Source organism: Propioniciclava soli (assembly GCF_014858005.1).
Classification (GTDB): Bacteria; Actinomycetota; Actinomycetes; order Propionibacteriales; family Propionibacteriaceae; genus Propioniciclava; species Propioniciclava soli.
Genome location: NZ_JACYOT010000007.1, coordinates 195126 through 214914, shown reverse-complemented (window position 1 = coordinate 214914; position 19789 = coordinate 195126). Strand labels below are relative to the sequence as shown.

Sequence of the window (19789 nt, the reverse complement as noted above, 5' to 3'; positions counted from 1 at the left end):
GGTTCCTCTCCTCGGCGGTTAAGGGGTGCGCCAGTGAGCCTAGCCGCCGCGGGTCGCCGGTGCGCCGCGTCCTCGTCCGGGGCGGCATCACTCCCCGCGCCGGCGGGGTGTGAGCCGCCCGTAACACGCACACAACACGGACGCCCCCGCCGCGTAACGCGTACCCAGCACGATGAACCGCATGGAATCGACCAACGTCTTCCTCCAGGGCGTGCGCACCGTCACCGGTGCCGGCCTGGACGCCCCCGCCCCCGCTAATCCCCCGCTGACCCACACCGTGGCGGGGGGATCGACGGCCCAGGCGCTGTACTTCCGCGGCGGCAACAGCACCGACGAGCTCGTGCTCGCCGTGCTGCTGAAGGACGGTGAGCCCATGCGCTACTTCCCCATCGGCGCGAAGGCGGACACCCACGTGCCGCTGCGCGTGGTCGAGGACGTGATGGGCGACTCCGTCCTGGAGCTCCAGCTCGCCGCCCCGGCGGGGGTGAGCGGCGCCGTCGTCGTCGACCTGGGCCTGGTGGAGTACTGATGGAGCGCCAGCGGCTCGTCGTCATCGGCAACGGCATGGCCGGGGCCCGGACGGTCGAGGAGATCCTGACGCGCGCGCCGGACCTGTTCGACATCACCATGTTCGGCGAGGAGCCGCACGGCAACTACAACCGCATCGCGCTCTCCCACGTGCTCGCGGGCGAGGAGGACTTCGACTCGATCTTCCTCAACTCGCTGGCGTGGTACGCGGCGAACGGCATCACGTTGCACGCCGGCGTCCGGGCCAAGCGGATCGACCGTTTCGCCAAGGTCGTCTACGCCGACGACGGCTCCGAGACGCGCTACGACAAACTCATCATCGCGACCGGGAGCCGGTCGTTCATCCCCGACATCCCGGGCATCCGCGACCGCTACTCCGAGCTGCGCTCGGGCGTCTTCGGCTTCCGCACCATCGAGGACACCCGCGCCATGCTCGAGCACGCGCGCGGCGGCGAGCGCCGCGCGGTCGTGATCGGCGGCGGCCTGCTCGGGCTCGAGGCCGCCCACGGGCTGCACAAGCAGGGCACCGAGGTCACGGTGCTGCAGCGCTCGGCGACGATCATGAACCAACAGCTGGACGCCGCGGGCGGCGAGGTGCTCGCCGGCATCCTGCAGAACATGGGCATCAGGGTGATCACCAACGCGCGCACCGTGGCGGTCGACTACGTGCCCCGCGTCGGCATCCAGGCCGTGCAGGTGGAGGGCCAGGATCCGATTCCGTGCGACATGGTGGTCGTCACCGCCGGCATCCGACCCGAGACGTCCGTCGCGCTCATCTCGGGCTTCACCGTCGCCCGCGCGATCGTGGTGGACGACCTGATGCGCACCGTGGACGACGACGACGTGTACGCCGTCGGCGAGTGCGTCCAGCACCGCGGCGAGGTGTACGGGCTGGTCGCGCCCCTGTGGGAGCAGGGCGCGGTGCTCGCCGCGAACATCACCGGCACCGACCCGTCCGCCCGCTACAGCGGCACGAAGACGACGACGAAGCTCAAGGTCGCCGGCATCGACCTGGCCTCCATGGGCGTCCGAACCCCCGAGCGCGAGGGGGACGAGCAGATGGTGTTCTCCGAGCCGAAGCGTGGGGTGTACAAGTCGGTCATCGTCCGTGAGAACAAGGTGATCGGCGCCACCATGCTCGGCGACGCCAGCCGCGTCCCGTTCCTCACCCGCGCGTTCGACCAGGGCCTCGACCTGCCCGAGACCCGCGCCGAGCTGCTGTTCGACCTGGGCACCACGCCCGAGCAGTCGGTGGCCGACCTGCCCGACGATGCCCAGATCTGCAACTGCAACGGCGTCACCAAGGGCACGATCGTCGGGGCCGTGCACGACGGCTGCACCTCGCTGGGTGCGGTGATGGACGCCACCCGCGCCGGCAAGGGGTGCGGGTCGTGCAAGGAGCAGGTCTGCGCGATCCTCGCGTGGGCCGCCGGCGACGCCGTCACGGTGGACGCCTCCGCGAACTGGTACGTGCCGGGCGTCCCGATGGGCAAGCCGGAGCTGATGGCGGCGATCCGGGAGCAGAACCTGCGCTCGGTGTCGTCGGTGTTCGCCGCGCTGGCCCCGGACGGCCAGCCGGACGCCCGCTCGAAGATGGGGCTGGCGTCCCTGTTGAAGATGATGTGGGGGCCCGACTACGTGGACGAGCGCGACGCGCGCTTCATCAACGACCGGGTGCACGCCAACATCCAGAAGGACGGCACGTTCTCGGTGGTGCCCCAGCTGAAGGGCGGCGTCACGTCGCCGGAGCAGCTTCGCCGCATCGCCGACGTCGCCGAGAAGTACGACGTGCCGATGGTGAAGCTCACCGGTGGTCAACGGATCGACCTGCTGGGCATCCGCAAGGAGGACCTGCCGAAGGTGTGGGCCGACCTCGACATGCCGAGCGGCTATGCCTACGGCAAGTCGTTCCGGACGGTGAAGACGTGCGTGGGCCAGGAGTTCTGCCGCTTCGGCACCGGCGACTCGACCAGCCTCGGCATCGACATGGAGACCCGCTTCCAGGGCCTCGAGTCGCCGGCCAAGATCAAGCTGGCCGTGTCGGGCTGCCCGCGCAACTGCGCGGAGAGCTTGGTGAAGGACGTGGGCGTCGTCGCCGTCGAGGGCGGCCGATGGGAGCTGTGGATCGGCGGCGCCGCGGGCGCCCACATCCGCAAGGGCGACCTGTTCGTCACCGTCGACTCGCGCGAGGAGGCCATCCTGCTCGCCGGGCGCTTCATCCAGTACTACCGGGAGAACGCGAAGTGGCTGGAGCGCACCTACACGTTCGTGCCGCGCTTGGGGCTGGAGGAGCTGCAGGCCATCCTCGTGGCCGACCGCGACGGGGTGTGCGCCGGGCTGGACGAACGGCTCCAGGAGTCGGTGGACAATTACGCCGACCCGTGGCTCGACCGGGACGCCCCCGCCACGCCGGGCCAGTTCCGCACCGCGCTGCCGCTCGTGGCGCTGCCGCTCGTGCCGGTGCGGGGCGGTGACGCATGAGCGACGCCATCGAGATCGACGTCTGCGCCCTGGGTGACCTGGCCATCGAGGAGGGCCGCACGTATGTGGTGGCCGACGAGCAGCTCGCGCTGTTCCGCATGCGCGACGACACGGTTCACGCCCTCGGCGCGGTCTGCCCCCACCGCGGCGGCCCGATCGCGGACGGCCAGTGCGACGAGGCGGTCGTGTGGTGCCCGCTGCACGCCTTCGGCTACGACCTCGCCACCGGCGCGTGCGTGAACGGCGACTTCCGCCTGCCCCGGTTCGACGCGCGCGTCGAGGACGGCCGGGTCGTCGTCACGGTTCCGGAATGACGCCGCGCCGACCTGAAGTGACGCCGCGCCGACCCGGGGTGACGGGGCCGGGTCAGCCGAAGTCGACACCCTGGGCGAGCTGCACCGACCCGGAGAAGTTGATCGTGTTGGTCGCACGCCGCATGTAGGCGCGCCAGGCATCCGAGCCGGACTCGCGCCCGCCGCCGGTCTCCTTCTCCCCACCGAACGCGCCGCCGATCTCGGCGCCCGAGGTGCCGGCGTTCACGTTCGCGATGCCGGTGTCCGCGCCGGAGGCCCCCAGATAGCGCTCGGCCTCGCGGACGTCGTTGCTGAACAGCCCGCCCGAGAGCCCCTGGGGGACGGCGTTGTGCAGCGCCAGGGCCTCGTCGAAGTCCTCGTAGGTGACGACATACAGGATTGGCGCGAACGTCTCGGCCAGCATGACGCCGTCCTGCGCCGGCAGCCGCACCAGCGCGGGGCGTACCCAGACGCCGCCCGCGTCCGCGCCGGTCTCTGCTTCTGCCTCTGCGTCGGCGCCGGCGTCCGGCTGGTTCCCCGGCACGATGCGCTCCCCACCCGTGATGACCTCCCCACCCTGGGCGCGCGCCCGGTCGAGCGCGGCCTGCATCGCATCGAACGACGCGTCGTGGATCAGCGGGCCAAGCAGGACGCCGTCGTCGAACGGGTCGCCGGCCGGCAGGGAGTCGAAGCCGCGCGCGACGCGTCCGACCACCTCGTCGGCCACGGACGCGTGCACCAGCAGCCGCCGCGTGCTCGTGCACCGCTGCCCCGCGGTGCCCGCAGCGCCGAACACGACCGAACTGACCGCCTGGTCGAGGTCGGCCGACGGCGTGACGATCACGGCGTTGTTGCCGCCCAGCTCCAACAGGCAGCGGCCGAAGCGGGACGCCACCCGCGGGCCCACCTCGCGGCCCATGCGCGTCGAGCCGGTCGCCGACACCAAGGCGACGCGGGGGTCGTCCACCAGGGCCTCACCGACCGCGCGCTCGCCGAGCACCACGGCGTGGAGCCCGGCGGGAGCGTCGTGCTCGCGCAGCGCGCGCTGCAGCAGGGCGTCGCAGCCGAGGGCGCAGAGCGTGGTGAGTTCCGAGGGCTTCCACACCACCGGGTCGCCGCACACGAGCGCGATGGCGGTGTTCCACGACCAGACGGCGACGGGGAAGTTGAACGCCGAGATCACCCCGACCACCCCGAGCGGCTGCCACGTCTCCTGCAGCCGGTGGCCCGCGCGCTCCGAGGGCATCGTGCGCCCGTAGAGCTGGCGGCTGAGCCCGACGGCGAAGTCGCAGATGTCGATCATCTCCTGCACCTCGCCGAGCGCCTCGGTGTGGATCTTGCCGGCCTCGATGGTGACGAGCGCGGCCAGATCCTCGTTGTGCTCGGTGAGGAGCTCGCCGAGGCGCTTCACGACCGCGCCGCGCTGGGGCGCCGGGGTCTCGCGCCAGGCGACGAAGGCATCGGACGCCGCCGCGACGGCCGCGGCCACGGCGTCCGCATCGTCGACCCGGACGCCGCACAGCGCCCCGCCGGTGATCGGTGATCGCGCGACGAGCCCGTGCGCCGCGTCGCCGGGCCGGCCGGCCGACCGGTCGTCGAGCGGGGTGGTGCGCGCGGGGTCGACGCCCAGGCGCTCGAGGGCGCCGAGGGCCAGGGCGGTCAGGTCGGCGGTGGTCCGCATTCAGCTCTCCTTGATGATCGTGGTGCCCAGGGAGGCCGCGGCGGCCTCGATGGATGCCTCCTGCTGGGCGGCGTACAGCGCCAGGGGGTCGTGCACGGGGCGTCCCATGGCCTCGGCGAGCCAGGCCTCGTCGCGCGCGGATCCTTCGCGCGAGGCGTCCCGGCTGCCCGAGGAGTCCAGGTTGGAGGCGAAGATACCCGCCGCCGAGCGGGGCAGGAAATCCTCGTAGACGATGGGTGTGCGCTCCAGCACCCCGGACGCGACCAGCTCCGACAGCGTGGCCGCGCCCCCGGCGTCCCAGCGCGCCCCGGGGGCGGGGGCGTAGGTGAAGAACGCCAACCCCGCGTCGGCGAGCCCCTGTTCGGTCGCGGGCAGGTGCGCGCGCCACACGTCGAGCTTGACGTCGTTGCGCTGCTCTCCAGAGAGGCCGGCGGAGCGGGCGTCCACCTCGGCGAGCATGCGGTCGTAGCGGTCACGCCCGGCGCGGGTCAGCGCGATGCCGCGCTGCTCGACCTCGCCGAAGCGCACCGACAGCGTCCCCTCGACGACGGTGCCGTCCGCTTCGCGGAAGCGGCGCCGCTCGGCCAAGGCCTTGAACGAGGTCTGGCGCAGCAGCACGTCGGGGCCCTCCCAGCGCGGCGGGCCCTGGATCTCGTCGATCATCGTGATGCCGAGGGCCGTCATGCGGGCGAACAGGTCGTCGATGTCGAGCACGCGCGGCGTCAGGTGGTTGATGTGGGTGGTGGTGACGCCGCCGATGTCGGCGGCCACGCCGGAGATCTCGGCGAGCTTGTCGTACCAGCGGCGGTCGACCGGCTCGTCGGAGAGCTCGAAGCACGCCGTGGCGCGCCGGAGGAATTCCTCGGCGTCGGCGTCCGGCAACCCGCCGTCGGCCTCAGCGCGGGCCGCGAGCTCGACCACGGCGTCGTCGAAGAGCTCACGGCAGCCGAGGAAGGCGTCCAGCTCGTCGGTGAGCTTGGCGTCGAAGTAGCGCCGGTCGTCGGTGACGAGCACCGAGGTGAACACCCGGAACGGGTTGATCGCCAGGGCCTCCGGCGTCGTCGGGCGGAAGGCGGTGGACACGATCGGGAGCGAGGTCGCGGCGTCCCCGCGCAGGTCGTAGAAGCCGACGGGCTCCATGCCCAGGGCGGCAAACACCTGGGCGACCCGGCGCAGCTCGGACGCCGTGCCGACGCGGATGGCACCGTGGCGTTCAGCCGTGACGCGATCGATGCGGCCGAGGCGTTCGGCGGTGTCGGGGTGGGCGCCGAGGTGATCGGAGTTCACCGCCGTCGAGACCTCCACGAGGGTCGTGTAGGCCGGCACCTCGGTGCCGTACATCGCCGAGAGCGAGCGGGCGAACGCGGCGCGCAGCGCGTGGGTGTCGTACATGGCGGGCCTCCTCACCGGTCCATGGCGGTCAGGACGCGGTCGAGGGCGTCGAGCGCGTGGTTGAGCGCCGCCCGGGTCACGGTGAGCGGCGGACGGAGCCGCAGCGAGCGGCGTCCGCAGCCGAGCATCAGGACGCGCTCGTCGGTCTGCAGGCGGCGGATGGCCTCGTCGCGGGTCGCGGTGTCGGGCAGGGAGATCGCGCACATGAGGCCCAGCCCGCGGGCGTTGGTGACGCCGGCGTGCCGCGCCTGGAGCTCGCGCAGGCGTCCGAGCAGGTGGACGCCCTCGGTGCGGGCGCGCTCCATGAGGTGATCGGCCTCGATGACCTCGAGGATGCGCCGCGAGCGCACCATGTCGGCCAGGTTGCCGCCCCAGGTGGAGTTGATGCGGCTGGGCACGGCGAAGACATTGTCACGCACCTCGTCGAGGCGTCCGCCGGCGGTGATGCCGCAGACCTGCAGCTTCTTGCCGAAACTCATCACGTCCGGGGTGACGCCGAGCTGCTGGTAGGCCCAGGGCGTCCCGGTCATGCCGCCACCGGTCTGCACCTCGTCGAGGATGAACAGGGCGTCGTGCTCGTGGCAGAGCGCCTTCATCCGCTGCAGGAACTCCGGCCGGAAGCGGTGGTCACCGCCCTCGCCCTGGATGGGCTCCATGATGAACGCGGCGATGTCGTGCGGGTGGGCTTCGAAGGCGGCAGCCGCCTGGGCGAGCGTGGCGGCCTCGACGGCGTCCATGTCGCGGCCGTCGGCGCAGTAGGGGGTGTCGATGCGCGGCCAGGCGAACTTCGGGAAGCGGGCGATCTTGTTCGGGTCGGTGTTGGTGAGGCTCATCGTGTAGCCCGAGCGGCCGTGGAACGCCTCGGTGAGGTGCATGATCTGCGTGCCGAGCTCGGGATCGCGGCCGTGGGCCTCGTTGTGGCGGGACTTCCAGTCGAACGCCGTCTTGAGCGCGTTCTCCACCGCGAGCGACCCACCCTCGATGAAGAAGTAGTGCGGCAGCCCGGGGTCACCCATCACGCGGGCGAAGGTCTCCACGAACCGGGCCATCGCGACGGTGTAGATGTCGGAGTTGCTCGGCTTGTTGAGCGACGCCTCGAGCAGCTCGTCGCGGAACGTCTCGTCCTGCGCCAACGCCGGGTGGTTCATGCCGAGGGCATTGGACGCGAAGAACGTGAACATGTCGAGGAACTCCGTGCCCGTCTCGGCGTCCACCAGGGTGGTGCCGTGCGAGGCCGTGAGATCGAGGACCAACGGCATGCCGTCGATGAGCAGGTGGCGACCCAGTGTTTCGTGAACCCGGTCAGCAGCGATCGGTGCGAGCATTTGTTCACAGTAGCGGCGTTCTGACGCAATGATCAACCGTTTCGCGACGGCATCGGGCCAATATTTCCACCGGGGTGCGGGGGTGGGCGCTGGGCACCCGGGGCGCCGGGCTGCCCGGGGGTGGCGGGGCTGGGGGTGACGGGGCGGCCACCTCGAGGCACTGCGCTCCCCGGCCGTAGCGGGGCTCCTCGTGCACGAAGGGGGCCGCTACGGCCGGGGAGCGAGGTGCCGTGGAACGAGAGCACCGCTATGGCCGGGGAGCGAAGTGGCTGGCCCGTGTGTCAGCGCCCCCGGCCCAGCTCGACGACGTCGGGGTCGCTGCCGCTGCGTTCGTCGCGGTTGAGGGCGTCGATCGAGGCCATCGCCTCGGCGTCCAGCTCGAAGCCGAAGACGTCCAGGTTCTCCGCAATGCGCTCGCGGTGCGTCGACTTGGGGAACACGACGTCGCCGCGCTGCAGGTGCCACCGCAGGACGACCTGGGAGGGCGTCCGCCCGCATGCGTCGGCGACCCGCCGCACCACCGGATCGTCCAACACCCGGCCGCGCGCCAGCGGCGACCAGGCCTGCGTGACGATGCCGCGCTCGGCGTGCAGCGCACGCAGGGGCTCCTGGGTCAGGTAGGGGTTGATCTCGATCTGGTTGACGGCCGGCACAACGCCGGTCGCGTCGATGACGGCCCGCAGGTGGGCGGGTTGGAAGTTCGAGACCCCCACCTCGCGGACGCGACCCGAGTGCTGCAGCTCCACCAGGGTCTCCCACGTCGCCACGTAATCCGTGGTCGCCGCGAGCGGCCAGTGGATGAGGTACAGGTCGAGCACGTCGAGGCCGAGGTCGTCCAGCGAGCGCTCGAAGGCCGCGCGGGCGGCGTCCGGCGCGTGGTGGGGATTGTCGAGCTTGGACGTGACGAACAATTCATCACGAGGTAGACCGGACGCCGCGAGCGCGCGTCCGACATCGCGCTCGTTGCCGTACATGGCCGCGGTGTCGACGTGACGATGGCCGAGCTCGAGCGCAATCGAGACGGCCCGTTCGGCGTCCGCGGGATCGATCTTGTATGTGCCGAACCCCAGCTGCGGGATCGGCGTGCCGTGGGCGAGGGTCAGCGTGGGGATCACCCCTGCAATGTAACCCCGCCCGGCGCCCCCGCACCGCGGGGGCAGACGGCCCGCCCGGCTCGGGTCAGGACGCGAGGCGTCCGCCGACCTCCTCGAGGGCGTCGAAGAGTCCGGCCAGGTTCTCACGGTGCCGAGGGTCGGGGGTGGCCTGCCCGTCGGTGAAGTCGGTGAACAGGTTCAGGTTCACCTCGGGGCGCACGTCGTACATCTGGAAGTTGGCGAGCACGGTGCGCCAGTTCTCGATGGCGCGGACGCCGCCCACCGAGCCGTAGCCGACGAACGCGACGGCCTTGCCCATCCACTCCCCACCGAGGACGTCGACGGCGTTCTTGAAGGCGCCCGGCACACCGTGGTTGTACTCCGGGGTCACGAACACGTAGGCGTCGCAGGCGTCGATCGCGTCGCTCCACGCCTGCACCCGCTCGTCGTCGTAGGACTTGCCCATCGACATCGGGTGGCGGGGGTCGGTCAACAGGGGGACGTCGAAGTCCTTCAGATCGATGAGTTCGTAGGAGGCACCCTCGCGCTTCTCGGCGTCCTCGAACACCCAGGCGCCCACCGACTCCCCCGCGCGTCCCTCCCGGATCGACCCGATGATGATCCCGATCTTCATGCTTTGCTCCCCCAGATTTGATTGACGTCTCAATCATACCCGCTCGCGCGGGCGTCGGGGGGTGTTCCACAATGGTGGGCATGACGGTCCCCCCGTGCGACGCGGCCGTGGCGCGCTGATGGTCGCCACCCGGATCTGGACGCCCGCGTGGCCCTGCCCGGTGGGGCAGGTGTGGTCGACGTGGCGGCGCGGCGCCGGCGACCCGACGTACCGCATCACCGGCGCCGACGGCGTCCGGCACCACTGGCGCGGCCTGCGGACGCCGGAGGGTGCGGCCACGCTGGCCGTCCGGGTGCGGGGCAGCGAGGGCGTCGTGGAGGCGTCCGCCTGGGGTGAGGGCGCGGCTTGGGCGCTGGAGCACGTGCCGGCGATGCTGGGGGCGGACGACGACCCGACGGGCTTCACGCCGCGGCATCCGCTGCTCGTCGCGGCGCACCGGGCACACCCGCACTTTCGCGTCGGCCGGGGCGGGGTCGTGATGGCCGCGCTCGTGCCTGCGGTGATCGAGCAGAAGGTGACGGGCCAGGAGGCGTTCGCCGGTTTTCGGCGGCTGGTGCGCCGCTTCGGGACGCACGCGCCCGGGGCTCCGGAGGAGATCGACCTGTGGCTCCCCCCGACGCCCGAGGAGCTGCGGCACATTCCGAGTTGGGAGTGGCTCCGCCTCGGCATCGATCATGCGCGGAGCACCACCGTGCTGCGGGCGGCGTCCGTGAGCGCCGGGCTGGAGCGGACGCTGGCCGGCTCGTTCAGCGCCGCCGATGCCCGGCTGCGGACGGTGCCGGGCATCGGGGTGTGGACGTCGGCGGAGGTCCGTTCCCGCGCCCACGGCGATCCGGACGCCGTGGCCTTCGGCGATTACCACGTGGCGCGGAACATCGGCTGGGCGCTCATCGGGGAGCAGATCGACGACGACGCCCTGCTCGAACTGCTGGAGCCGTACCGGGGTCAGCGGTACCGGGTGCAGCGCTTGCTGGAGCTCGCGGGCCACCACCACCCGCGCCACGGTGCCCGGATGGCGCCGCGCACGCATCTACCGCGCTGAGGGAGTGACGACGCTCGCCCGGCCGGCGTCGACAACGCGGGCACGTGCATGGGTTGTCGACACAGATCCGGGGCGCCGCGTCGACAACGCGGGCACGTGCATGGGTTGTCGACGCGCCTGCGGTCCTGCGTCGCGCGCCTCCAGGCTCACACTCCGGTTTGGGTCTCAAACTCCGCTACCGAACCTGGAGTTTGAGACACAAGCGAGCGTGTCGCGGCCGCCAGGGGCGGTCAGGAGAGGATGCGGATCTGCAGGGGGTAGGTGTAGGGCTCGTCCTTGGCGGCGCGGAGGGCGCCGATGATGCCGAGCACCAGGGATCCCAGGCCGCCGACCACGATCATCGGGATGCCGATCACCGCGCCCACGAACGTGAACGTGAGGATCCACCCGAGGATCGACACGATCGCCATGCTCACCGCAAAGTTGAACGCCCCCGACGAGGCGTTGCGAACGAATCGCGAGCGGTCCTTCTGCAGCAGGTAGATGACGAGCGGGCCGACGAAGCTGAGCCAGCCCGCCGAGACCGCCCAGGCGATCACCGAGGACAGGTGGGCGACCACGGCCCACGTCCGCTCCTGGGCGTCGATCGGCTGGCGCCCCGCCAGGGGCACCTGACCCTGCGGACGCCCCGCGTACAGGTTGCCCGGGTGCCCCGCCGCGAACGGGGGCTGCGTCGACTGCGGCTGCGTGTACTGCGGCTGCGGGAACGGGGGCGGCGCGTCCGCGGGATTCTGCCAGGCGGTCTGCGCCGACGGGCGCCGCTGCTGGCCGTGTTCCGGATCGGGCGATTGCGGGTCGTGCGGGTGGGGCTGTGACTGCGTCATGGCTCGATCCTCCCCCACCCCCTGTCGAGCCAACAGGGGGTGGGCCCGCTTTCAGGGATCGCTCCGGGCGGCCCTGATGCCGCCCGCCACCGCGGGCGTCCGGGTCAGCCCTGCTGGTTGAGGTAGCGCTGCAGGGCCAGGGTGGTGCTCGACCCCCACACGCCGGTCTGCGGGTGGCCGATCAACGCCTGGGTCTTGCGGGTGGTCTCGGGCCCGCGGCGTCCGTCGACGCGCGCGCCGACCTTCGCCTGGAGGGCCCGCGTGGTCGCCGGACCCCACCGGCCGTCCGGGCTCGCGCCCACCCACCGCTGCAGCGCCCGGGTGGTCGCCGGGCCGAGCTTGCCGTCCTCGGCGAGCTTGCCGGTGGCCGGCGCCGGGGCCGGTGCAGGCACCGGGGGGCGGTCGACGCCCCGGCTGGGCGCGCTGCCGGAGTCGACCGGCACCGCGTTGCGGTCGGCCCCACCGTTGTCACGCGTCAGGCCGGCGCGTCGCGAACAGGTCGGCCAGGCCCCCGGCCCCTGCGCGGCCAGCGTGCGCCGCGCGATCGCGATCTGCTGGGCCTTGCTCGCCTGGTGGGCGTAGGACGCGTACTCGGCGCCGCCGTAGGCGCGCCAGGTCGACGCCGAGAACTGGAGCCCGCCGTAGTAGCCGTTGCCCGTGTTGATGGCCCAGTTGCCGGTCGACTCGCACTGGGCCACCCGATCCCACACCGCCAGGTCGAATGCTTGCGCGCTGGGGGCGGCCACCATGCCGCCCAACACCAGCCCGCCCGTCGCCGCGGCGGTCACGGTGGTGCGGGTCACGAACCTGCGCATGCTCATCGTCGTCATCCTTCCGTCGAGGTCCCGCTCCGGTGCGTCCCTGCAGTCCCGGTCCGGCGGCTGCTGCGGTGCGGGGGCACACGGTCGCGGGGGTTTCCGCTGACGGTACGGGGCCGGGCGACGCGATGCAAGAGTTCGCCAAGAATCTCTCAGGCAATCCGGGCCTCCTCGACACCCGGGGCGTCAGCAGCCAACCCCCGCTCCCATCACAGCCCCTAGCCACAGCCCCCTGCCACGGCCGGGCCACGCCCTCGTCCCACCTGCTCCGCTCGGCCGGCATGCCGAGCACCGCTGGGGAATTTTCTCAGGAAAGGACTCAGGGCTCCCCCGCGTCGGTCAGCTCTGGTTGTAGAAGGAGCCCGTGAGGTGCTCGGCGTCGTCCAGCACGGTCACCCCCGGGGGCGCCAGGACGAGCACGTGCGCGGTCACCTTGTCGATGTTGCCGCCGAGGCCGAACACCAGCCCGGCGACGAAGTCCACCAGGCGGTGCGCCTCGTCGGGCTCCAACCAGCTCAGGTCGCACAGGACGACGTCGCCGTCGCGGAACCGCTCCCCGATGGGGCGCGAATCCCGGTACGACGTCGGGTGGAACACCACGATGCTGCGTCCGTCCGCCATGCCTCTCCTCGCCTGCTCTGTTTCCGGCCCCCACCCGCGGCCTGCCGGCCCGGGCACGCGTCCATCCTCCCAGACCCGTCGCCCCGCCCGGCACCACCGGTGCCGCGCGGCTCGCGGCATCGGTGCCGCGTCCCGTGTGACTGTTCGATGACAATCCGCCCAACGGTGCCCGGAGCCGGCGCCGAGAAGGGAGGATGGACGCATGAGCTCTGCTTCCACCGCCGCCCTGAACCTCCGCCTCGCCCTCATCGGCCAGTCGCCGGTGAACGCCGAGGGGGACGAGGGTCAGCACGTCGTGGCCCCGTTGCTGGCCCGCCAGCGCGAGATGGCCCGGCGCCTCTCCGAGCGACTCTCCCCCACCGACGGCCGCATCCAGCACTTCCTCGACGACTACCTGGCGGACGCCTCCGGCTCGCCCCAGCTGCCCCGCCGCACCCTCGTGCTCGACCAGCCGGGCCTGGCGCGCGAGCTGTCCCTGCCCCTGGACGCCGACGAGTTCAACTCCAGCCTGCTCTCCAGCTACCGCCTCGTGAACGGCGTCCTCCACAACCCGGCCAACGACCGCCGCACCACGGCCGGCGTCTTCCACATCGCCGAGGGCGGCCTGCCGATCCCCGACGACAAGATCGCCGTCAGCAAGGACGCCGCCTCGCGCATCTTCGAGGCCGCCTTCGACGCCCCCGCCGAGTGGATGCGCCTGCCCTGGACGTCCGCCACCGACCAGCCGGCCGAGTGTTTCGTCTCCCTGCTGCTGCGCCCCCTGGTGCAACCCGAGGTGCCCGGGGTCATGCACGAGCGTCGCCTCGAGGTGCGGTTCATCGTGCCCGGCGGCCTGGTCTCCAACCTCGACTTCGTCGAGGCGATCTTCGGCAACGCCGGGGATCCCTACCTCCCCGAGAACGACGCCTCCCTCGACCCCCGGCACTGGACCGGCCACACCGGCCTGGTCGTGCTCGCCCCGCACCTGACGAAGCTCACCAAGAAGGAGCTGGGCCTGCCGCACGTCAGCGAGGCCACCGAGCGCCAGCAGCGCGACGGGCAGTGCTGGGAGTCCGAGGACGAGCTCTACAACAACGGCAGCGCGTTCAAGCTGTGCATCCGCGACGAGCGCGGCGTCATCGCGACCGTGATCGCCGACAACTACTTCGGCTACTGCAAGAAGGAGGTCAAGACCCAGATCTCCTACTCCGCGAACCTGCTGGGTGCGGCGGAGGAGGAGCACGCCGGCGGTGCCCTGTGCTTCCCGGCCTACAACCTGGGGACGACCTGGACCGACGACCGCACGCCCGAGGACTACACGGTCGCCGACGTCGTGGCGCGGGATCCGGAGCGGTTCCAGCTCCAGCCCGAAGGACACGCGCTGGACGCGCACTGGCCGCACATCACCATCGTGCCCGCGCGGGCGACCTTCTCCATGGGCGACCAGACGATCAGCTGGGACACGGCCGAGGGCGCCGGTCAGATCCCGCTGCTCGCCAATCACCACTACCTGTTGCCGAACGGTTACCGCATCCACGCCAAGCACCGGGAGACGGACAAGACGAGTTGGCACCTCGTCGGCACCACGCCCAGCCCGACGCACTGCCACAAGCCGGCCACGGTCTCCGGCGGCGGCAAGAGCGAGATCAGCAAGTCCATCCTCGACGCGTTCGTGTTCGGCACCAGCTTCGTGTCCGACTTCGAGGAGGACATGGACGCCGTCCAGGCCCTCATCGACCGGGACTACTCGCAGCGCTTCGCCGATGCGGCCGCCAACGGCGTCGACCACCGCGGCGTCCTCAGCACCGAGCGGAGCCTGGGCTCGGTCATCAAGCTGATGACGCCGTCGTCCGCGTTCTCCGACGCGCACAACAAGCGTCTCGAGCGCATCCCCGCGCACATCAAGGAGCTGTTGTTCACGGTCAAGCGGTTCCACCGGCCCGAGTGGGGTGAGGACTGGCGCGAGCACTTCAGCGTGCGGATGCTCAACGGACGCGAGGGCAACGCCCTGCGGCTGGACGGGGAGGAGATCGTCGCGAACTACCTGCGCGTCGGCTTCGAGGCCGACGGCAGCTGGCGCCTGTTCAGCCTGCGGCCGGACTTCTCGGCTGCGTACAAGGTGCAGACCGAGGACGACATCACGGCGTCCGTCGTGGTGCCCGCGGGCTCGGTGTCGACCGTGGACGCCTCGGCGTCCGACCGCCCGCGCAAGGTGTTGCAGAACTGCGAGATGAAGCTGTTCCAGCGCCCCGACGACGCGATCCACCGCGGCTACGACAAGCAGACCGAGAAGGACATGGCGGAGCCGGGGACGTTCATCTCGAACTTCCAGCCGCTGACGTCCGACGACGCGCGGGCGATGGTGCAGGACGTGCAGGCGTTCAGCGAGTTCACCGAGCCCATGGCCGACCTGATCGCCGACGTCGCGAACCGCCCGGAGGGTGAGGGGCCCACCTACTTCGTGTGCTCGGCCAACCCGCGGCTGGTGAACGGCCAGCGCTCGAAGAACCCGCGCTACCTGCAGACGCGGCCCGACCTCACCGACCCCACGGGCACGGCGAGCGCCGTCACGTCGCTGGCGATGGGTCTGCGGCGTCCGACCTCGGAGCCCTGCCCGGCACCGGTGGACGTGGTGGCCGCCGGGCGTCGGAACAACCCGGCCGAGCCGGGCGTCCCGCCGTTGTGCACCTACAACCCGCTGCACTACATGGAGTTGCCGGAGCTCTTCATGGAGTTCATCAGCTCGATGACCGGCAAGTCGCCCTCGACGACGGGCGCCGGCTCGGAGGGCGCCATGACGAAGGCCCCGTTCAACGCGTTGCCGGCCATCTTCGACCTCAACGCCGCCTTCCTGTCCTTCGCGCTGACCGGCTATGACGGCTGGCTCAGCTCCGCGGGGTACATCGGCCCGAAGATGCGCATCGACCACGACTTCTCGATGCTCGTGCCCGAGCTGTTCAGCCGCATGACACCCCAGGAGCGGACGGCCGCCAACCTCATCGAGCACGGTTTCCTCGAGCGCCTGACGGACTTCGAGCACCAGGGGGCGACCGTCGCGGCGAGCCGCTTGGGCTACCGCATGAACGAGGCGTTCGCGACGACCTACTTCGGGCGCATCTTCCTGCACCCCAACGTCGTCTTCACCCCGGAGATGCTGCAGCCGGAGCTGCAGGACGTCGACACCTTCGCCGAATCGATGGCCACGATCGTGAAGACCCACGAGCGGGTCGCGCGCGCCTACTTCGATGACGGAACCGTCGAGTTTGCGATCCCGCCGCTGCGGGCGCTGCTCGAGGTGATGGCGAACGGGGCGACGGCGGACGGTCTCACGCTCGCCGACGACGCCTTCCGGGCCCAGTTCGAGCGCGACGCCATCGCGTCCAGCGACTGGTACGCCGCGCGGCTGGACGCCAAGCAGGCCGAGGACGTCCGTCGCTCCGACCGGGCCGTGGGGGCGCTCGAGGATTTCCTCGAGAACCCCGACAACGAGGAGGCCGCCGAGCGGCTCGGGCTCGCCGAACGGCTCGAGGACACCCGCGCGTTCCTGGCCGACCGGCAGTCCTCGGACTACCGTCAGCGACTCGTCGGCACCCTGGGTCGCCAGCCCTTGTGAGCCCCGTTCCGGCGTCTCGTTAGCTTTCAGCCAGTCTCCGACCGCAGCCCTTCCGGCTGCGGTCGGAGCCGTTCTAGCGTGCTCGCAGGTCGTCCCGCCGACGTCCCCCAGCTGCGAACACCCGAACGGAGCCCCCCATGAAGCAATTCCTCGCCAAGCTGACCGTCGGCCTAGGGCTGGCCCTGGCCGCCCCCCTGGCCCTCCCCGCCGCCGCGCATGCCGCCCCCGCACCGAACGCGATGAGCGCCAGCGACGCGGCCACCACCGCCGCCCTGGTGGCCCGCGCCGACACGCTGCCCGTCTCGATCGATCCGAAGGCGTCCGTGCGTACCGGAGCCGCCTCGCCGCTGGCCTCCTACGGCAGCTACCCGACCCGCAAGGGCGTCATCCTCGTCACCCCGGACGCGTTCAAGAACCTGATCCCCACCGGCCACGCCGCCATCATCTACAGCTCCTCCACCGTCGTGGAGGCCGTGTCCGGCGGCGTCGTCACCGGCTCCAACAACTGGAACTCCACGAAGTCGCAGGCGTACGCCGTCACCACGAAGGCCACCTCGAGCGCCCAGGACGCGACGGCCGCCGGGTGGGCCTACGGCCAGCGCGGCAAGCCCTACAACTGGAACTACTTCAACACCGGCACCCGCAACAGCTTCTACTGCTCCCACCTCGTGTGGGCGTCCTACAAGGACAACTTCGGCATCGACCTGAACACCTCGGCCTACTGGGGGGCGGTGCACCCCATGGAGCTGGTCAACAACAACCAGGTGTCGCTGCTCTGGCGCAAGTCCTGAACGGGGACGCCCCCATGAGCACCCCGGGTTCCCTCGCCCGCGCCCTGGGCGTCGCCGTCGCCCTCGCGGCGGCGACGCTCACCGCGTCCTGCGGCATCATGCCGGCCACCCCGACGACGGCCGCCGACGCCGGCTGCCCCGCGGGTGGCTGGGACGCCGCGCTGCTCTGGTCGAGCCAGGACGCCCGGACGAGCACGGTGGTGTTCGTCCGCGACGGCGCCGTCGTGGGGGAGCAGACCCTGCCCCACCAGGGGCTGGAGGCGGCCCCGGGTGAGGTCATCGCCCGCGGCGACGGTCACGTGTGGCTCGCCGCCAACGGCGACGCCCAGCGCAGCAGGACCGAGCTGGTGCGCTACGACACGGCCGCCTGCAGCTCCGCGGCGCTGGCGGTCGACGAACCGGTGATCCGCGCGATCGTCGAGGTGGACGGCGACATCGTCACCACCAACACCCGCAACGGCGCCGCCGAGGTGCGGCGGCGCACGACCGCCGGCGCGGTGGTGGCCGAGGCGTCCTTCGCCGAGCTCGACCTGACCCACCTCGTCGCGCACGGCGAGGTGGTGTACGCCCTCGGGCGGACGATGGGGCGCGCGCGGGACGTCGGCGTCCTGCTCACCCTGGACGCCGCCACGCTCGCCGAGCGTGATCGGGTGGAGTGGCCCGACACCGTGGCCTTCGGCGGCGCCGTCGTGCAGGGCGACACCCTCCACCTCACCGGCACGCTCGGCCAGGCCGGCGACGCGGAGGTCGAGGGCGATGCGCTCATCTCGGTCGTGCCGACCACCGGCCAGGAGACCCGGGTGGCCCTGGATGCGCCCGCGCCGAGCCTGCTCCTCGACGTGGCGGGCGACCTGTACGTCACCCACACCTTCATGAATCCGGCCTTCCGCCCGACGCGCGACTACCGGACGGTGAGCCGCGTCGGCGCCGACGGCGCGGTGAGCGGCGTCGACGTCGGCGAGGGGCTGCTGACGGCGGCCGCCACGCCCACGGCGTTGTTCGTCGTCACGCAGGTCGAGCAGGGGCCGGCACGCCTGTCCACCCGGACGCTGCCCGATCTCGCAGAGGCCGCAACAGTCGCCCTGCCGCCCCCGGAGGGCCCCGACCACCACTACGTCGCGGGGGTGCTGACACCACCCGCGTGATAGAACGACGGCATGACCGACCGCAACGCGATCCACGTGCCCGGCACGGCCCGCACCTTCGACCGGCGGCGGATCCTCTTCGTGTTGCTGCTGGCCATGGCCATGTCGCTCATGGCCGTGTCGTCGGTCAACGTCGCGCTGCCCACCATCGAGGAGGGTCTGGGCGCCAGCCCGTCCGACATCCAGTGGGTGCTGTCCGGCTATGCGCTGGCCCTCGGTGTCACCCTCATCCCGGCCGGCCGGGCCGGGGACGTCCTCGGCCGCGGCTCGCTCTTCTGCGTCGGCATGGCGGTGTTCGTCGTGGCCTCGTTGGCGTGCGGCCTGGCCGGTTCACCGCTGGCCCTGAACGCGGCCCGGCTCGTGCAGGGCCTGGGCGCCGGGCTGTACTCCCCGCAGGTCACCGGCATGATCCAGCAATACTTCTCCGGCGGCGGGCGTGCCCGGGCGTTCGCGCTGCTCGGGCTGGTGGTGGCGGCGTCCGTGGCCGTGGGCCCGGTGCTGTCGGGGGCGATCATCGAGGCCGTGGGGCCGACGTCCGGCTGGCGCTGGACGTTCTTCACCTACCTGCCGGTCGGCCTGGCCGGCATCGTGCTCGCGTGGCGGTGGTTCCCCTTCGAGACCGAGCGGACGCGGCGGGCGACGGCCGGGCCCGACCGCCGCCGCGTCGACCTCGACCCCGTGGGAACCACGCTGGCGACGCTGACCGTTCTGGGCCTCATGTATCCCTTCATGGCCCGCGCGGCCTGGGCCTGGCTGCTGCTGCCGCTCGCGCTGGGTCTGGGCTTCGGGTGGACGCGGTGGGAGCGCCGCTACGCGGCGCGCGGCGGGGAGCCGTTGATCGACCTGGACCTCTTCGCCTACCGGTCGTTCCGCAACGGCATCGCCGTCTCGGGGGCGGTGTTCCTGGGCGTGACGAGCACGTTCGTCGTCGTCGCGCTCTTCCTGCAGTCCGGCCTGGGCGTGGGCGCGCTGGCGGCGGGCCTGATCGGCCTGCCGAACGCAATCCTGTCGGGCTGGGCGGCGATCTGGACCGTCCGCTTCGTCATGGAGCACGGCCGCCGGCTCGTCGTGGTCGCCATCAGCGTCATGATCGGCGCCACGCTGCTCAGCCTGGTCGTCGGCTGGCTCATCGGGGCCGCCGGCATCTCGTTCTGGTGGCTGGCGGCACCCCTGGCACTGATCGGCCTCGGCATGGGGACCCTGGGCTCGGCGAACCAGACCCTGAGCATGCAGGACATCCCGCCCGCCCACGGCGGCGCGGCGTCCGGCCTCAAGCAGACCGTCGAACGCACGGCCACCGCCATGGGCAACGCGGCGATCACCGGGGTGTTCTTCCTGACCGTCGGCCTGGCCGACTGGGCGGACGCCTTCATCGCGGCCTTCGCGGCCGTGACGGTGTGCCTCACCGGTGCGCTGCTGCTCGCTGTGCTCGACCTCCGGCAGCACCGCGCCACCCGGTGAGGCCGAGCGACGCGCTGGCGAAGTGATCCGTTTCCGGATCACTTCGCCAGCGCCGCTCAGGGTGGGG

16 protein-coding genes are annotated in these 19789 nt (G+C 71.7%); 8 read left to right on the top strand and 8 right to left on the bottom strand.

All coding sequences use genetic code 11. The features are described from left to right. The first annotated feature begins 181 nt into the window (after positions 1-181). The 3 genes from IFY26_RS09805 to IFY26_RS09795 are packed head-to-tail and all read left to right on the top strand — an operon-like array spanning position 182 to position 3323. On the top strand, positions 182-529 hold the full coding sequence (locus tag IFY26_RS09805; RefSeq protein WP_232548825.1) for a hypothetical protein: 348 nt from the start codon (positions 182-184) through the stop codon (positions 527-529). Continuing rightward, on the top strand, positions 529-3009 hold the full coding sequence (gene nirB, locus IFY26_RS09800; RefSeq protein WP_232548824.1) for a nitrite reductase large subunit NirB: 2481 nt from the start codon (positions 529-531) through the stop codon (positions 3007-3009). The genes IFY26_RS09805 and nirB overlap by 1 nt, the downstream gene beginning before the upstream one ends. After that, entirely contained in the window at positions 3006-3323 is a 318-nt protein-coding gene (locus IFY26_RS09795) for a Rieske (2Fe-2S) protein (RefSeq protein WP_232548823.1), read from the top strand. The genes nirB and IFY26_RS09795 overlap by 4 nt, the downstream gene beginning before the upstream one ends. A 52-nt stretch (positions 3324-3375) precedes the next feature. On the opposite strand, the gene amaB is transcribed toward IFY26_RS09795, so the two are convergent. The 5 genes from amaB to IFY26_RS09770 form a co-directional block, all read right to left on the bottom strand. Then, complete coding sequence (gene amaB / locus IFY26_RS09790; protein ID WP_232548822.1) at positions 3376-4983, bottom strand: L-piperidine-6-carboxylate dehydrogenase; 1608 nt, start codon at positions 4981-4983, stop codon at positions 3376-3378. Continuing rightward, positions 4984-6375: a 2-oxoadipate dioxygenase/decarboxylase gene (gene hglS, locus IFY26_RS09785; RefSeq protein WP_232548821.1), complete on the bottom strand. Its 1392-nt coding sequence runs from the start codon at positions 6373-6375 to the stop codon at positions 4984-4986. A gap of 11 nt (positions 6376-6386) precedes the next feature. Continuing rightward, on the bottom strand, positions 6387-7700 hold the full coding sequence (gene lat, locus IFY26_RS09780; protein WP_232548820.1) for an L-lysine 6-transaminase: 1314 nt from the start codon (positions 7698-7700) through the stop codon (positions 6387-6389). Positions 7701-7981: 281 nt separating this feature from the next. Next, positions 7982-8815, bottom strand: a complete 834-nt coding sequence (locus IFY26_RS09775) for an aldo/keto reductase (RefSeq protein ID WP_232548819.1) — start codon at positions 8813-8815, stop codon at positions 7982-7984. 64 nt (positions 8816-8879) lie between these two features. Continuing rightward, positions 8880-9428, bottom strand: coding sequence for an NADPH-dependent FMN reductase (locus IFY26_RS09770; protein WP_232548818.1), 549 nt, complete (start codon positions 9426-9428; stop codon positions 8880-8882). 94 nt (positions 9429-9522) lie between these two features. Here IFY26_RS09770 and IFY26_RS09765 point away from each other — a divergent pair, with 94 nt between their 5' ends. Further along, positions 9523-10470: a DNA-3-methyladenine glycosylase family protein gene (locus IFY26_RS09765; RefSeq protein WP_232548817.1), complete on the top strand. Its 948-nt coding sequence runs from the start codon at positions 9523-9525 to the stop codon at positions 10468-10470. Positions 10471-10700: 230 nt separating this feature from the next. Here IFY26_RS09765 and IFY26_RS09760 read toward each other — a convergent pair whose 3' ends face one another. The 3 genes from IFY26_RS09760 to IFY26_RS09750 form a co-directional block, all read right to left on the bottom strand. Next, positions 10701-11294 (bottom strand): DUF4870 domain-containing protein, encoded by a 594-nt coding sequence (locus tag IFY26_RS09760; protein WP_232548816.1) that lies wholly within the window; start codon positions 11292-11294, stop codon positions 10701-10703. A gap of 104 nt (positions 11295-11398) precedes the next feature. Beyond that, complete coding sequence (locus tag IFY26_RS17860; RefSeq protein WP_269779331.1) at positions 11399-12115, bottom strand: transglycosylase family protein; 717 nt, start codon at positions 12113-12115, stop codon at positions 11399-11401. 336 nt (positions 12116-12451) lie between these two features. Beyond that, a complete protein-coding gene (locus IFY26_RS09750) occupies positions 12452-12733 on the bottom strand; it encodes a cell division protein SepF (protein ID WP_232548815.1) in 282 nt (93 codons plus the stop codon). Positions 12734-12935: 202 nt separating this feature from the next. Between IFY26_RS09750 and IFY26_RS09745 the strand changes: the two genes are divergently transcribed. The 4 genes from IFY26_RS09745 (at position 12936) to IFY26_RS09730 (ending at position 19722) form a co-directional block, all read left to right on the top strand. After that, positions 12936-16325, top strand: coding sequence for a hypothetical protein (locus IFY26_RS09745; RefSeq protein WP_232548814.1), 3390 nt, complete (start codon positions 12936-12938; stop codon positions 16323-16325). Between the two features lie 137 nt (positions 16326-16462). Then, a complete protein-coding gene (locus IFY26_RS09740) occupies positions 16463-17116 on the top strand; it encodes a YiiX/YebB-like N1pC/P60 family cysteine hydrolase (RefSeq protein WP_232548813.1) in 654 nt (217 codons plus the stop codon). Positions 17117-17130: 14 nt separating this feature from the next. Further along, positions 17131-18261, top strand: coding sequence for a hypothetical protein (locus IFY26_RS09735; RefSeq protein ID WP_232548812.1), 1131 nt, complete (start codon positions 17131-17133; stop codon positions 18259-18261). Between the two features lie 12 nt (positions 18262-18273). After that, entirely contained in the window at positions 18274-19722 is a 1449-nt protein-coding gene (locus IFY26_RS09730; RefSeq protein WP_232548811.1) for an MFS transporter, read from the top strand. Positions 19723-19789: the final 67 nt, after the last annotated feature.

Bases quoted from the DNA above. Each gene is read 5' to 3' on its own strand.
- IFY26_RS09805 (WP_232548825.1), top strand. From the start codon at position 182: ATGGAATCGACCAACGTCTTCCTCCAGGGCGTGCGCACCGTCACCGGT.
- nirB (WP_232548824.1), top strand. From the start codon at position 529: ATGGAGCGCCAGCGGCTCGTCGTCATCGGCAACGGCATGGCCGGGGCC.
- IFY26_RS09795 (WP_232548823.1), top strand. From the start codon at position 3,006: ATGAGCGACGCCATCGAGATCGACGTCTGCGCCCTGGGTGACCTGGCC.
- amaB (WP_232548822.1), bottom strand. From the start codon at position 4,983: ATGCGGACCACCGCCGACCTGACCGCCCTGGCCCTCGGCGCCCTCGAG.
- hglS (WP_232548821.1), bottom strand. From the start codon at position 6,375: ATGTACGACACCCACGCGCTGCGCGCCGCGTTCGCCCGCTCGCTCTCG.
- lat (WP_232548820.1), bottom strand. From the start codon at position 7,700: ATGCTCGCACCGATCGCTGCTGACCGGGTTCACGAAACACTGGGTCGC.
- IFY26_RS09770 (WP_232548818.1), bottom strand. From the start codon at position 9,428: ATGAAGATCGGGATCATCATCGGGTCGATCCGGGAGGGACGCGCGGGG.
- IFY26_RS09760 (WP_232548816.1), bottom strand. From the start codon at position 11,294: ATGACGCAGTCACAGCCCCACCCGCACGACCCGCAATCGCCCGATCCG.
- IFY26_RS17860 (WP_269779331.1), bottom strand. From the start codon at position 12,115: ATGAGCATGCGCAGGTTCGTGACCCGCACCACCGTGACCGCCGCGGCG.
- IFY26_RS09750 (WP_232548815.1), bottom strand. From the start codon at position 12,733: ATGGCGGACGGACGCAGCATCGTGGTGTTCCACCCGACGTCGTACCGG.
- IFY26_RS09745 (WP_232548814.1), top strand. From the start codon at position 12,936: ATGAGCTCTGCTTCCACCGCCGCCCTGAACCTCCGCCTCGCCCTCATC.
- IFY26_RS09740 (WP_232548813.1), top strand. From the start codon at position 16,463: ATGAAGCAATTCCTCGCCAAGCTGACCGTCGGCCTAGGGCTGGCCCTG.
- IFY26_RS09735 (WP_232548812.1), top strand. From the start codon at position 17,131: ATGAGCACCCCGGGTTCCCTCGCCCGCGCCCTGGGCGTCGCCGTCGCC.
- IFY26_RS09730 (WP_232548811.1), top strand. From the start codon at position 18,274: ATGACCGACCGCAACGCGATCCACGTGCCCGGCACGGCCCGCACCTTC.